The 13,353-nt window shown below is 70.2% G+C and carries 13 protein-coding genes; 6 read left to right on the forward strand and 7 right to left on the reverse strand.

The genetic code is table 11. The features are described from left to right. Nucleotides 1–444: 444 nt before the first annotated feature. Nucleotides 445–1,632, reverse strand: coding sequence for an ROK family transcriptional regulator (locus K8V84_RS07395; RefSeq protein ID WP_304072130.1), 1,188 nt, complete (start codon nt 1,630–1,632; stop codon nt 445–447). Between the two features lie 226 nt (nt 1,633–1,858). On the opposite strand from K8V84_RS07395, the gene zwf reads away from it, so the two are divergent. From zwf to K8V84_RS07410, 3 genes are all read left to right on the forward strand, one after another. Further along, nucleotides 1,859–3,340, forward strand: coding sequence for a glucose-6-phosphate dehydrogenase (gene zwf / locus K8V84_RS07400; RefSeq protein WP_304072134.1), 1,482 nt, complete (start codon nt 1,859–1,861; stop codon nt 3,338–3,340). Next, nucleotides 3,337–5,154 carry a phosphogluconate dehydratase gene (gene edd / locus K8V84_RS07405; RefSeq protein WP_304072136.1) on the forward strand — a complete coding sequence of 606 codons (1,818 nt, stop codon included), beginning with the start codon at nt 3,337–3,339 and terminating at the stop codon, nt 5,152–5,154. The genes zwf and edd overlap by 4 nt, the downstream gene beginning before the upstream one ends. Nucleotides 5,155–5,216: 62 nt before the next feature. Continuing rightward, complete coding sequence (locus K8V84_RS07410) at nt 5,217–5,855, forward strand: bifunctional 4-hydroxy-2-oxoglutarate aldolase/2-dehydro-3-deoxy-phosphogluconate aldolase (RefSeq protein WP_304072137.1); 639 nt, start codon at nt 5,217–5,219, stop codon at nt 5,853–5,855. Between the two features lie 130 nt (nt 5,856–5,985). Here the strand turns inward: K8V84_RS07410 and K8V84_RS07415 are convergent, their stop codons facing one another. The 4 genes from K8V84_RS07415 to K8V84_RS07430 all read right to left on the reverse strand — a co-directional run bounded on the left by K8V84_RS07415 (nt 5,986) and on the right by K8V84_RS07430 (nt 8,235). Continuing rightward, complete coding sequence (locus K8V84_RS07415; RefSeq protein WP_304072140.1) at nt 5,986–6,756, reverse strand: TetR/AcrR family transcriptional regulator; 771 nt, start codon at nt 6,754–6,756, stop codon at nt 5,986–5,988. Nucleotides 6,757–6,873: 117 nt separating this feature from the next. After that, on the reverse strand, nt 6,874–7,197 hold the full coding sequence (locus K8V84_RS07420; RefSeq protein ID WP_304072143.1) for a hypothetical protein: 324 nt from the start codon (nt 7,195–7,197) through the stop codon (nt 6,874–6,876). Between the two features lie 26 nt (nt 7,198–7,223). Beyond that, nucleotides 7,224–7,637 carry an NUDIX domain-containing protein gene (locus K8V84_RS07425; protein WP_304072146.1) on the reverse strand — a complete coding sequence of 138 codons (414 nt, stop codon included), beginning with the start codon at nt 7,635–7,637 and terminating at the stop codon, nt 7,224–7,226. 10 nt (nt 7,638–7,647) lie between these two features. After that, a complete protein-coding gene (locus K8V84_RS07430; protein WP_304072148.1) occupies nt 7,648–8,235 on the reverse strand; it encodes a DNA-3-methyladenine glycosylase I in 588 nt (195 codons plus the stop codon). Nucleotides 8,236–8,360: 125 nt separating this feature from the next. Here K8V84_RS07430 and K8V84_RS07435 point away from each other — a divergent pair, with 125 nt between their 5' ends. From K8V84_RS07435 to K8V84_RS07445, 3 genes are all read left to right on the forward strand, one after another. Further along, nucleotides 8,361–8,948, forward strand: coding sequence for a GNAT family protein (locus K8V84_RS07435; RefSeq protein ID WP_304072150.1), 588 nt, complete (start codon nt 8,361–8,363; stop codon nt 8,946–8,948). 63 nt (nt 8,949–9,011) lie between these two features. Further along, nucleotides 9,012–9,452 (forward strand): hypothetical protein, encoded by a 441-nt coding sequence (locus tag K8V84_RS07440; protein WP_304072153.1) that lies wholly within the window; start codon nt 9,012–9,014, stop codon nt 9,450–9,452. After that, nucleotides 9,449–9,838, forward strand: a complete 390-nt coding sequence (locus tag K8V84_RS07445; protein ID WP_304072156.1) for a glyoxalase — start codon at nt 9,449–9,451, stop codon at nt 9,836–9,838. The genes K8V84_RS07440 and K8V84_RS07445 overlap by 4 nt, the downstream gene beginning before the upstream one ends. Before the next feature lie 63 nt (nt 9,839–9,901). Here the strand turns inward: K8V84_RS07445 and K8V84_RS07450 are convergent, their stop codons facing one another. After that, the gene (locus K8V84_RS07450; RefSeq protein ID WP_304072159.1) at nt 9,902–11,644 is read right to left on the reverse strand and encodes an ABC transporter ATP-binding protein; all 1,743 of its coding nucleotides are present in this window, start codon (nt 11,642–11,644) and stop codon (nt 9,902–9,904) included. After that, nucleotides 11,641–13,353, reverse strand: a 1,713-nt coding sequence (locus K8V84_RS07455; protein ID WP_304072162.1) for an ABC transporter ATP-binding protein, incomplete at its 5' end; no start/stop codon positions are given. The genes K8V84_RS07450 and K8V84_RS07455, both read right to left, overlap by 4 nt.

Genomic DNA, 13,353 nt, shown 5'->3' on the forward strand with positions numbered 1-13,353 from the left:
TCTGTCTGGCGTGCAGGGCCGTGACGACGGCGCTGGTGACCAGACTGATGCCGGCGCCCAACAAGACGAGCACGGCGGGGTTCTCAAGAATGTCCACGGGAGGCCTTTCCGGACGGGGGCCGCACGGGGCAGGGGTTGCGGAGGTGGGGGCGTGCGGGGAGGTGCTCGGGTGCGTGACTATTCGGTAGTTCGGTACTTCTTGTCAAGTGTCATGACATGCCGGGCACGCGAAGATGGACGACCGCGCAGCTCAGGGAGGCCGGTGGGATCGGTGTTGAATCGACCTCGAATATCACTTACCCGGGAGATCGCGATCGAATACGAACGTCCACAGGCTGTGGATGATCGGCTCGCCGATCGGACCGAGGGCCCGTCCGGGACTCGACCCGAATCGCCCCGTCTCCTCCGGGAATCGATCCGTCCATCCGGGGGTCGACCCGCGATCTAGCCCGCGAGCAGCTTGTTCACGGCGTCCGGGGAGAGGACCTCCTCGGTGACCATGGCCGCGCACCCGCGAACCCCGGCGTCGTCCCACAGGGTGCTCGGCACGATCCGCAGCTGGCGGGTGGACAGCGCGGTGCACTGTTGGAAGACCACCTCGCGCACCCCGGCGACCAGGTGGTCGTAGGCCTCGGAGAGGTCGCCGCCGAGCACGATCAGCTCCGGATTCAACAGGTTGACCGCCCCCGCCAGGGCCTCGCCCAGTCGCCGCCCCGCGTCGCGCACCAGGGTGACGGCCACCGGATCCCCGTCCTGGGCCAGTGTCACCAGCTCCTGCAGTCCGGAGACCGTCTGTCCCTTCCGTGCCGCCAGGGTCAACAGGCGTGGGCCACCGATCACCGCCTCCAGGCAGTCGGTGTTGCCACAGCGGCACGGCAGGCCGCCACCGTCGCGCACGGGGATGTGGCCGATCTCCCCGGCCGCGCCGAGCGCCCCGCGCAGTAGGTTGCCACCGGAGACCAGCCCCGCGCCGATCCCCGTGGAGACCTTCACGAACACCATGTCGTCGGTGTGGCCGTGACCGCCCGAGATGTGCTCGCCCAGGGCCATCACGTTCACGTCGTTGTCCACCATGACCGGGACGGGGAAGCGTTCGGCCACGAGCGGGGCCAGGGCCACCCCGGCCCACTTGCTCAGGACGGGTCGGTCCTCGGCCCGGCCGGCGTTGAACTCCACGGTTCCGGGCAGGCCGATCCCCACACCGCGGACGTCATCGGGGGATCGTCCGAGGGACGCGATCTGTTCGCTCCAGGTGTCCAGCAACCAGGGCACGGTGGCGTCGGGGCCCTGCTCCATGTCGGGGGAGCCCGGCGTACGGACCAGCACCCGCCCGTCCAGATCGCACACGGCGGCCTGACTGCGGGCCATGCCCAGGGCCCCGGTCAACACCAGGCCGTGGGAGGCGTTGAACTCCAGCAACGTGGGCGGCCGGCCGCCACTGGAGGCGGCGCGGGTGCCCTCCGTGACCAGGCCGCTCTCGATCAGCTCGGTGATCCGCAGGGCGACGGACGGACGCGAGAGACCGGTCGTGCGGGCGATCTCCGACCTGCTGGTGGCGCTTCCCGTGCGGATCATCTCCAGGATGTGGCCGCTGGTCGCGGTGGAGGACAGGCGTCCGGGGGTTCTGACCATGTCTCATTGAACCATTCACTAGGTCGGTCGCCGTGAAGGCCGTGCTCTTATGTAAATTATTGTTCTGAAGTGTGCTTGGTTTTTTACCATAGTGGGATTAGGGTCGAAACAGGGTCGTAAGTCCCCCGGTCACGACGTTCCGGACCCCGCACCGGAAGTCCTCGGGCCCCGCCCCGGCACCCCCCGACCACACCTCTCCTTCCGCCCTCTCGCAGGAGCCGACCGAATGCAGCAGCCCGTGCCCCGCCACCCCACCGATCTGGTGGTCTTCGGCGGAACCGGAGATCTGTCGATGCGCAAACTCCTTCCCTCCCTCTACCTCCTGGACCGTGACGGTCACCTGGACGACGGGACACGCGTCATCGCCGTCTCCAAGGACGGACTGACCGACGCGGACCTGCGCGACAAGGCGGACTCCGCGGTACGCGGCCACAGCGCCGTCCAGGTGGTCGAACCCGATGTCCTGAGCCGTTTCCTGGGCCGTCTCGGGCACGTCACGGTGGACGTCGGGGGAGACCCGTCGGGCTGGACACGTCTGACCGAGGCGCTCACCTCCGGTCGGGACAGGGTCTTCTACCTCGCGGTGCCGCCGATGATCTCCGGCGCCATCTGCCGTGGTCTGCGCGACGCCGACCTGGTCACCTCGGAGGCCCGCGTGGTCATGGAGAAGCCGCTGGGACGCGACCTCGTCTCCTCCCAGGCCGTCAACGACGAGGTCGGAGCGGTCTTCGACGAGTCCCGCATCTACCGGATCGACCACTATCTGGGGAAGGAGACGGTGCAGAACCTGCTCGTGCTGCGGTTCGCCAACGTCTTCCTCGAACCCCTGTGGAACTCTCGATGGATCGACCACGTACAGATCACCGTGGCCGAGACCGTCGGGGTGGGCGGCCGTAGGGGTTACTACGACTCCTCCGGTGCCATGCGCGACATGGTCCAGAACCACCTGCTGCAGCTGCTGTGCCTGACCGCGATGGAACCGCCCTCCAGCTACGACCGCGACGCCGTCCGCGACGAGAAGCTCAAGGTCCTGCAGTCCCTCAGGCCCGTGACGGGGGACCGGGTCGCCCGGCACACCGTGCGCGGGCAGTACACGCGCGGCAAGGTCCAGGGAGAAGAGGTCCTCGGCTATCTGGACGAGGCGGGCGGGCCGCCGACCAGCGACACCGAGACCTACGTGGCCCTGCGCGCCGAGGTGGCGAACTGGCGATGGGCAGGCGTCCCCTTCTACCTTCGCACCGGCAAACGCATGGCGAACGCCGACTCGGAGATCGTGATCCGGTTCCGGGACGTGCCGCACACGATCTTCCCCGGCGCCGGTGCGCCCACCGACGCCGGCTCCCTCGTCATCCGGCTCCAGCCGGACGAGGGCATCCACCTGACCATGCTGGCCAAGACACCGGGCGCCGGAGCGCTGCGGTTGCGGCCGGTCCCGCTCGAACTCAGTTTCGCCGACACCTTCGCCACCCGCTCGCCCGAGGCCTACGAGCGGCTCCTGATGGACGTGTTGGCCGGGGACTCCACCCTCTTCATGCGCCGCGACGAGGTCGAGGCCGCATGGCGATGGGTGGACCCGATCATCCAGGCCTGGGGCGACCTCGGTGTCGCCCCTGAGCCCTACCCCGCCGGAAGCGCCGGCCCCGCGGGCGCCGACCGGCTCATCGGCCGCACCGGCCGTACGTGGCACGAAGAGGAGAGAGCCCGATGACCGCGCACCCCGACCTCCACCCTGTCGTCGCCGAGGTGACCCGCCGCCTCGCCGACCGCAGCGTCGACACCCGATCGGCCTACCTGGAACGGATTCGTGAGGCCGTGAGCAGGGGGCCGGCCCGTTCCTCGCTGGGTTGCGCCAACCTCGCCCACGGGTTCGCCGCCTGTGGTGTGGGTGACAAGCTCGCCCTCTCCGGGGACGTCACCCCCAACCTGGCGATCGTCTCCGCCTACAACGACATGCTGTCCGCGCACCAGCCCCTGGAGTCCTACCCCGCGACCATCAAGGCCGCGGTGTCCGAGGCCGGCGGTGTCGCGCAGTTCGCGGGCGGTGTTCCCGCCATGTGCGACGGCATCACCCAGGGCCGTGAGGGCATGGAGCTGTCCCTCTTCAGCCGCGACGTGATCGCGATGGCCACCGGGGTGGCGCTGTCGCACGACATGTTCGACGGGGCGCTCATGCTCGGTGTGTGCGACAAGATCGTGCCCGGCCTGCTCATCGGCGCGCTCTCCTTCGGGCACCTTCCGGTGGCCTTCGTTCCGGCCGGTCCCATGCCCTCGGGGTTGCCGAACAAGGAGAAGGCGCGGGTCCGGCAGAAGTTCGCCGAGGGACAGATCGGGCGTAAGGAGCTGCTCCAGGCCGAGTCCGCCGCCTACCACTCGCCCGGTACCTGCACCTTCTACGGCACCGCCAACTCCAACCAGATGCTCATGGAGGTCATGGGCCTGCACCTGCCCGGCGCCAGCTTCGAGCAGCCGGGGACCCCGCTCCGTGAGGCCCTGACCGCGGAGGCCGGGCGTCGCGTGCTCGGCCACACCGCGTTGGGGGAGGAGCACACCCCGCTCGGAGAGCAGGTCGACGAGAAGGCCATCGTCAACGCGGTGGTCGCGCTGCTGGCCACCGGTGGCTCCAGCAACCACACGCTGCACCTGGTGGCGATCGCGCGCGCAGCCGGTGTCCAGCTCACCTGGGACGACTTCGCGGACCTGTCCGAGGTGGTGCCGCTGCTCACCCGCATGTACCCCAACGGTGCCGCCGACGTGAACCGGTTCCACGAGGTGGGCGGCATGGCCTTCCTCATCGGGAGCCTCCTCGACGCCGGACTGCTCCACGAGGACGTACGCACCATCGCCGGCCCGGGCCTGGACCGCTACCGTCAGGTGCCCCACCTGGACGAGAACGGTCTGACCTGGGTGGACGGCCCGAAGGACAGCGCCGACAAGACGGTGCTGCGCGGTGCGGGCGACCCCTTCGCCCCCGACGGGGGTCTGCGGATGCTCTCCGGCAACCTCGGCCGTGCCGTCATCAAGGTGTCGGCGGTGGACCCCGAACGTCGCGTGGTCGAGGCCCCGGCCAAGGTCTTCGCGGACCAGGCCGAACTGCAGGAGGCCTTCACCGCGGGCGAACTGACCGGTGACTTCGTCGCGGTGGTGCGCTTCCAGGGACCGCGTGCCAACGGGATGCCCGAACTGCACAAGCTCACCCCGCCCCTCGGGGTGCTACAGGACCGGGGCCAGAAGGTGGCGCTGGTGACCGACGGGCGTATGTCCGGGGCTTCCGGGAAGGTACCGGCCGCCATCCACGTCTCCCCGGAGGCGGAGGCGGGGGGTCCTCTGGCGCGGATCCAGGAGGGCGACCTCATCCGTCTGGACGCGGTGAACGGCACACTGGAGGTCCTGGCCGACCTGGAGGGCCGGGAGAACGCCCGTCCCTCCGTCGACTCCTCGATGGGAACCGGGCGTGAGCTCTTCGCGGCCCTGCGCGCGGCGGTCGGTCCGGCCGAGTCCGGCGCCGGTGTCTTCGGTCACTGAGGAATCCGCGCGTCGAGGATCCACACGACCCCACCCGTACGAACCAGTACTTGGAGAAGCACATGAGGACCTTCCCCCGCTCCGGTGAGGACCTGTTCGCCCTCGCCCCGGTCATGCCGGTGGTGGTGCTGGAGAACGCCGAGGACGCGGTGCCCGTGGCCCGCGCACTGGTGGCGGGTGGTCTGCCCGGCATCGAGGTCACCCTGCGGACACCCGCCGCGCTGGACGCGATCGAGCGCATCGCCAAGGAGGTGCCCGAGGCCGTGGTGGGCGCCGGCACGGTGGTCACCACCGACCAGGCCGACGCTGCCGCGAAGGCGGGGGCGCGGTTCCTGGTCAGCCCGGGGTGCACCCCCGACCTGGCCCGGGCCATGACGGACACGGGGTTGCCCTCGCTGCCGGGGGTGGCCACGGTGTCGGAGGCGATGACCCTGTTGGAGTCGGGTCTGAGCGCCCTGAAGTTCTTCCCGGCGGAGGCGTCGGGCGGGGCGCGGTTCCTGAAGTCCCTGGGCGGACCGCTGCCGCAGGTGCGTTTTTGCCCGACCGGTGGGATCACCCTCCAGAACGCGCCGGACTACCTCGCCCTGTCGAACGTGGGCTGTGTGGGCGGGAGCTGGCTGACCCCGGCCGACCTGGTCGCCGGGGCCCGTTGGGACGACATCACGGCACTGGCCCGAGAGGCCGCCGAGCTGCGTTCCTGAACCTCGATACCGCGGACCGCACACCGCCGACCGTCGCTCGGAAGCCGACGGTCGGCGGTGGCGTATCTGCCCGGAACGACCGAGAGGAGTGTGTCGGCCGTTCGGCCGAATTCGGACGAGGAGGACGCGCTCAGCCGTCGGTCGGAGCGCGGGAGTCCACGAGCGCACGTACCCCGTCCAGGACCCGCTCCAGACCGAAGGAGAACTCGTGGTCGGGGTCGTAGACCGCCCGGTGTGCCCGGCCGACGGCGGTGCCCACCCGTGAGGCGGTCGGGAACCTCGTGTCGTCGGCCAGCGCCGCCAACAAGGGGTCATAGGTCCGCCACCACTGCTCGTCGTCCATACCGGAGTCCCGGGCCACCTGCTCGGCCCCCAGGGTCTGTCGGACGGTGCTCTCCACGTAGCCGTTGACCAGGTTGACGGTGGAGTCCATCTCGACCTCGCTCAGGTTCAGACCGTCCACCGCGGAGAGCTCGTGGTCGTACTTGGCGATGAGGTTGGGGCCCAAAAGGCGTGTGGTGACCACCTGCAGCATCCATGGGTGGCGTACGTAAAGGGCCCGGTTGGCGAACGCGATCCGCCGCAACCTCTCGCGCCAGGCGCCGGAGCGGTCGTCCGTGTCCAGGTCACCGTAGGCGGCGTCGACCATGAGGTCGAGGAGTTCACCCTTGCCCGGGACGTAGGTGTACAGCGACATCGTGCCCACGCCGAGCGCGTCGGCGACCCTGCGCATGGACAGCGCCCCGATGCCCTCGGAATCAGCGAGTCGGGTGGCCGCCGCCACGATCCGGTCGACGTTGAGCCCCGGTTTCCCCCGACCACGGCTGGTCGGCTCCTGGGTGCGCCACAGGAGGGACAGGCTGCGCGCGGGGTCACCGCTCTTACCGTGCTGCGAGGGCATGGGTCCGTCCTGGTCCTGATCCTGGCCCGTAGGGCGTACGGGCCAGTGTACGCCGGTGGCCGAATCCGACCTCCCAGGGTTGACGCGCCCAGTGGGTGGGGTCGTGCCCGGCCACGGTCACACCGTCCACGGCGGCCCAACGTGCTCGGGCCAGGAGACCTCGAGGCCTGGCGGGGACGGGGACGTCGGTCGTCGTGGAGTGTGTTCCGGTGACGCCCATCGGGCGGTCTCCGTCGTGGTCCTCGGGGACTGTTCCCCGGATTCGGTCAGGTGCGGGAACACCTCGTCCAGCGCACGGATCGCACGGGTCAGGGCGGCCGCACGGTCGCCCACCTCGGCGCTGAGCCGACGTTCGGTGCGGTCCACGTCCACGGGGTGCCCGGTGGCCCTCGTGATCAGGGCGGCGGCCTGGTCCAGGGACGATCCGTCGGTCAGGACCACGCGTTCCTGGCGCAGGTCGAGACCTGTCAGGAGGAGACGGCCTGGTGTCGGTGGAGGATTTCGAGGACGAAGCCGGGGACGAGGAGGGCGCCCCACCGTTCGGGAGCGACCCAGTCGAGTCTTTGACCTTCGGTGAGGGTCAGGGAGCGGGGGTCTCCCTCCCAGGTGGCGGAGAAGAAGGTGAGGTGCTGCCCGGAGCCGTTGACGTCGGGGGCCTCGCAGAACTCGATGAGTCCTTCGACGGTGAGACCGGCCTCCTCCTGGAGTTCGCGGACGATCGCCTCGCGCGGGGCCTCCCCTTCCTCGCAACCGCCGCCCAGAGTGCTCCAGTGGCCGGGCCAGGCGATACCGGGGATGTCGTCGCGCAGGTGCAGCAGATACCGCCCGGCGCCGTTGGTGATGATGGCCATCGCGCCATGGGTGGGAGGGCTCGTCGTCATGCCGCTCACGCTATGACAGGAGCGGTGGTCGGGGCTTGGCCGGACAGCCCACCAGATGATCCTCGACCACGCCGGTGGCCTGGAGGTAGGAGTACGTGATGGTGCCGCCGACGAAGGTGAACCCGCGCCGCTTGAGGTCGCGGCTCAGCCGGTCGGCGAGCGGGGTGGTCACCGGCACATCCTCGGGTGTGTCCCAGTGGCCCACCACCGGCACGCCGTCCACCCGGTCCCACAGGTAGGCGTCGAAGCTCCCGAACTCCTCGCGCACACGGATGAAGGCCTGGGCGTTGCGTACCGCCGAACCGACCTTGAGTCGGTTGCGGATGATCCCAGGGTCCGCCAGCAGCCGGTCCGTTTCGGCCGGGCCGTAGCCGGCGATCCGCTCGAAATCGAATCCGTCCATCGCACGTCGGTAGTTCTCGCGCTTGTTCAGCACGGTGGCCCAGGACAGACCGGCCTGTGCACCCTCTAAGACGAGCATCTCGAACAGGTGGCGGTCCTCGTGCGAGGGGCGCCCCCATTCGCCGTCGTGGTAGGCGGTCATGGGCTCGGAGGTGGTCCGGGCCCAGGAACAGCGCGGATCGTCGACATCGGGCACGGGGGCTCCTCGTGGGCTGGTCGGAACGGGCCTGTCCATGGTCCCCGAGACCGACGACCATTCGACACATGGCGGGTTCGGCGAAACACGTTGAACCGCTCCACGAAGGACGCGAGGATGCGTGAGTGACGAACACGAGCTGGAACACGAACACCGGCGCGGGTCCCGGACCGACCGGTAGCCCTCGGGTGCGCCTGGTGGAGATGACCGAGTCCGTCCTCAGCGCTCTGAAGGAGGGAGACACGGCGACCGCCGGGAGACTGGTGGGCGCGGAGTTGGGGCCGCACTTCGCCGAGGAGGAGATGCTCTGGCTCAGCGGGTACCGGCTCGACCAGCTACGGGCGGTGCCGGAGCGTGCCGGTTGGTTGTCCAACGTCGTGGTGGACGCCGACGACGGCAGGACGGTCGGACACGCGGGGTTCCATGGGCCGCCGGACGAGCGGCGGAGCGTGGAGATCGGCTACTCCGTGGTTCCGGAGATGCGGCGTCGGGGCTACGCGCGGGCGACGTTGGCGGAGCTGCTTCGTCGAGCCGACGCGTCGCCGGACGTGGTGACGGTACGTGCCTCGATCAGCCCGGACAACGTCGGATCGCTCGCCACCATCGCCGGGTTCGGCTTCGAACGAGTCGGTGAGCAGTGGGACGAACGTGACGGTCTGGAGCACGTCTTCGAGCGGCCCTCGCCCTTGCCCGGAGGAACGGCACAGGGGTAGCGTCCCCCTGGGTGTCTTGACGTCAAGGCGAAATCGGTTTCGCCCTCGCCCTGGAGGACGCACATGAACGCCCTGGAGATCACCGACCTCGGACGTGTCCACCGGTGCGAAGGGGGCATGGGCCTGAAGGCTCCGCGTGAGGCCCGACCCGACACCACCGAAGGTGAGGCGCACGGTCCGCCGGGGCCCAACGGTGCGGGCAGGACCGCCCCGCGCAAGATCGTCTCCACCGTCCTTCTGCCCGCCTCCGGCACCGTGCGGGTGCTCGGACACGACGTGGTCACCGACACCGCCGAGGTGAAGAGGTCCCCGGGCATCGCGTTCGGTGGGGACAAGGGCGCCTACGATCGGCTCACCGGCCGCCACGACCCCGCCTTCCGGTCCGCCGACTACGGCCCGGGAGGCGCTGAGAGTCGCCGACGCGTCGACGAACCCCTGGAACGGGCGGAACCGGCCGCTCGCTCGGGCAACGCAACCCTGGACCGAACCGAGAGGAACGTATGACCACCCCCGACACCTCCACCGAACTCGGTTTCGGTCTCCACCATGTCCAGATCGCCCTCCCCCCGGGTGGTGAGGAGGACTGCCGTGCCTTCTACGTGGGCGTCCTCGGCTTCGTCGAGGTCCCCAAGCCCCCGGTTCTGGCGGCCCGCGGAGGCCTGTGGGTGCGCGCCGACGCCCTGGAGATCCACCTGGGGGTCGAGAAGGGGTTCACCCCGCAGCGCAAGGCGCACCCCGGCATCCTCGTGCGTGAGATCGACACCCTCGCCGAGCGGATCACCGCGGCCGGGCACGAGGTGACCTGGGATGACGCCTTCCCCGGTTATCGACGTTTCTACGTTTTCGACAACAACGGCAACCGGCTGGAGTTCCTCAGCCCGCGGGGGTGAGCGCGAGCACCCGACGCCCGGGCCTGGAAGCGACGCCCGGCCCGGGGGCGAACCCTCGGATCCTCAGTCCGTGCCGTGCCAGGAGGACCACAGGGCCGCGTACGCGCCTTCGGCGGCGATGAGCTCGTCGTGCGGCCCGATCTCGCTGATCCGCCCGTTCTCCACCACCGCCACCCGATCGGCGTCGTGCGCCGTGTGCAGCCGGTGCGCGATCGCGATCACCGTCCGGCCCTCCAACACCGCGGCCAGGGACCGTTCAGCCGCTCGCGCCGTCCTCGGATCCAGCAGTGAGGTGGCCTCGTCGAGCACCACCGTGTGCGGGTCGAGCAGCACCACCCGGGCCAGCGCCACCTGCTGGGCCCTGGCCGGGTCCAGGTCCGCGCCGCCCGAGCCCACCTCGGTGTCCAATCCCTCGGGCATGCTCGGGACCCAATCGGCGTCCACCGCGTCCAGCGCCGCGAGCAGGCGGGTGTCATCGGCGCCCGGGGCGGCGATCGCGACGTTCTCCCGCAACGAACCCGTGAACACGTGGTGTTCCTGGTCGACCAGGACGACGCGTTCGCGCAGCACCCCGGGCGACAGGTCACCGACGGGCACACCGCCGACCAGCACACGGCCCGACCCGGGCACGTCGGCGCCGGACAGCAGCCGCCCGATGGTGGTCTTGCCCGCCCCGGAGGGGCCCACCACAGCGAGCCGCTCACCGGGACGGATCGCCAGATCGATACCGCGCAGCACGTCGTGGCCCGGCACGTAGGCGTAGCGCACGTCCACCAGTTCGATCGCGTCGCCCTCGGGCTCGGGGCCGGGCCCGGTGGTCTCCTCCGGTAGCCGATGGACACCGCGCAGCCGGGCGAAGGACGCCGTGGCCCGCTGAATCTCCTCGACCCACTGGGTCAACCGGATCATCGGGTTCACCGCCTGCTCGATGTAGAGCAGGCACGTCACCAGGGCGCCCAGTTCGATCCCGCCGTCGAGGTGGACCAGACCGCCCACCGACAGGGCGATGGCGCTCGGCATCATGAAGGCGCTCTCGGTGGCGGGGAACAGGACCGTGCGCAGACGCAGGGTGCCGCGCCGCGCCCGGTACAGCAGTCCCACGTCCCGTTCGGTCACCTCGATCCGGTCCTTCTGGACACCCAGGCCCTCCACCGTGCGACCGCCCTCGGCGGTGGCGGACACGTTCTCCAACGTCCCGGACAGCGCCGCGCCCTCCGCCAGGTACGCCCGCCGGGATCGTCGCAGGTACCAGCGGATCACCGGGATCACGAGCGGGATCGGGACCACCAGGCACAACCCCAGCAGCGGGCTGATCCAAAAGACCGCGCCGAACAGCACCACGAGCTGGAACACGTACAGCGCGATGTCGGGGAGGGCGCCGCGCAGTGTCTGCCCCACCGTCGCCACGTCCGCAGAGGCCCGGGTGGTGAGGTCGCCGGTTCCCGAGCGTTCCACCACCCGCGTGGGCAGCGACAACGTACGCCCGACGAAGTCCTCGCGCAGTCGCCGTAGGACGTGTTCGCCGAACCGGTAGGTGGAGCGACGCGCGTACCGGGTGAGAACGAGTTGTGCGCAGGCCGCAACCACCACACCGGCGGCCATGAGGTCCACGGCGGCCAGGGTGGCGGAGCCGTCCTCCACCATGTCGATGATCCGCCCCAGCAGGTAGGGGCCGACCAGCCCGGCGGCGCCCGCGAGCAGGGTCAGGATCACCAACCGGGTGACCCGTCCACGTTCGACGCGCAGCAGCTCGGCGGTGTCGCGGCGTACCTGGGTCCGGTCGGCGACCGGAAGCCGTTCGCTCACGCTCCGGCCTCCTCGTCGGCGCCGCGCAGCACCAACGCCCGGTAGTCACCCCTGCTCTCGGCCAGTTCCCCGTGTGTGCCGATGGCGGCCACCATCCCTTCCACGAGAAGGACGACGCGGTCCGCGCGGTCCAGCAGCAACGGTGAAGTTCCCACGACCACGGTGGTGCGCCCGGACCGCGCCTCGTGGAGACGTTCGGCGATCGTCGCCTCGGTGTGCGAGTCCACCGCCGAGGTGGGCTCCACCAGTACCAGGACCTCGGCGTCGGCGAGCAGTGCCCGGGTGAGCCGGATCCGCTGGCGCTGCCCTCCGGAGAGGTTGCGTCCCTGGGGTTCCACCCATGAGTCCAGACCGTCCGGCATCGCGTCGAGGACGTCGTCGGCGGCGGCCACGTGCAGTGCCTCGCGCAGCTCGGCCTCGGTGCGGCCGCCATGTGGATCCAGGACCTCGCGTAGGGTGCCCGCGAACAGGTGGGCGCCGTTGTCATCGAGCAGCAGGCGTTCGCGGACCTCGGTGAGCTCCACGTCTCGCAACGGGACCCCGCCCCAAAGGACCGCAGAGTCGGTGTGGCGGCACAGTCGGTCCGCGATGGCGGCGGCCTCCTCGGGGGACGACGACACCAGCGCCGTGGCCGATCCGGGCACGATCGCCACCCCCGAGTCCGGATCCTCCAGCTCCGACCCCGGCGCGGGCCCCGGTCGGTTCACCCCGCTCCCGGCCAACGGCGGCTCCAGCTCGAGGACCCGCAGCACCCGGCGGACCGAGACCAGCCCCTGGGTGATTCCGGTTGCGCCCTCGATCAGGAAGAACACCGGCACGATCAGGATCGCCACGTACGCGTAGACCGCCACGGTCTCGCCCACGGTGATCTGCCCGGTGACGGTCAGTCTCGCCGCCACCCAGGTCACCACGCCCAGGAACACCACGGGCAGACAGGCGCTCACCGCGTGGAACCAGCTGGTGGTCTCGCTGACCCGGTACCCCTGCCGGAGCAGGGCCTTCGACCGCTCTTCGTAGCGGCGGGCGAAGTGCTCCTTGCCGCCGATCCCGCACAGCACCCGGAGCCCGGAGACGATGTCGGCGGCCAACGCGGTGGTGGCGCCCTGGTGTTCACGGTAGGTCCGTTGGCGTCCCTGCAGCCGGCCGAGGAGAGGCCCGACCACCAACGCCAGCACAGGGACACCGAACACCACGATCGCGGCCAAGGACGGTGACATGGTGAAGAGCAGGATCGCGACCCCCGCGTACCCGATGACCGCGCCGACCCCGGGCCCGGTCATGGTGAGGATGTGCGCGATGAGCAGGACGTCGGATGCCTGGACGGTGGACAGCTCACCCGAGGTGACCCTCCGGGCCAGGGAGGAGCCCAGCACGGTCGAATGTCGGGTCAACACGCGCATCGTCCGGTGCGCGGCGTCCATCCGAACCATCGACATCGTGCGGTGCCGCAGGATCGACAGGGTCGCGTTGAGGACGGTCACCACCACCAGGGCCGCCACCCACAGCAAGAGGGCGCCGGGATCCCGGGCCCTCAAACCGTCGTCGATGGCGAGGGACAGCAGGTACGGCGGGACCAACAGGGCGCCCATCCACAGGGTTCCATAGAGCGCTCCCCGCAGCACCCGCCAGGGCTGACAGCAGATGAGCCACCACACGAAGCGTCCCGGCCCGCGAAGGTCGGGGGCACCGGTGGGAGGAAGGGCGCAACG

This window comes from Nocardiopsis listeri (assembly GCF_020741345.1).
GTDB lineage: Bacteria > Actinomycetota > Actinomycetes > Streptosporangiales > Streptosporangiaceae > Nocardiopsis > Nocardiopsis listeri_A.

What these genes read in the sequence shown, in the direction of transcription:
- zwf (WP_304072134.1), top strand. Translation starts at nt 1,859, where the DNA reads ATGCAGCAGCCCGTGCCCCGCCACCCCACCGATCTGGTGGTCTTCGGC.
- edd (WP_304072136.1), top strand. Translation starts at nt 3,337, where the DNA reads ATGACCGCGCACCCCGACCTCCACCCTGTCGTCGCCGAGGTGACCCGC.
- K8V84_RS07410 (WP_304072137.1), top strand. Translation starts at nt 5,217, where the DNA reads ATGAGGACCTTCCCCCGCTCCGGTGAGGACCTGTTCGCCCTCGCCCCG.
- K8V84_RS07445 (WP_304072156.1), top strand. Translation starts at nt 9,449, where the DNA reads ATGACCACCCCCGACACCTCCACCGAACTCGGTTTCGGTCTCCACCAT.
- K8V84_RS07395 (WP_304072130.1), bottom strand. Translation starts at nt 1,632, where the DNA reads ATGGTCAGAACCCCCGGACGCCTGTCCTCCACCGCGACCAGCGGCCAC.
- K8V84_RS07415 (WP_304072140.1), bottom strand. Translation starts at nt 6,756, where the DNA reads ATGCCCTCGCAGCACGGTAAGAGCGGTGACCCCGCGCGCAGCCTGTCC.
- K8V84_RS07440 (WP_304072153.1), top strand. Translation starts at nt 9,012, where the DNA reads ATGAACGCCCTGGAGATCACCGACCTCGGACGTGTCCACCGGTGCGAA.
- K8V84_RS07425 (WP_304072146.1), bottom strand. Translation starts at nt 7,637, where the DNA reads ATGACGACGAGCCCTCCCACCCATGGCGCGATGGCCATCATCACCAAC.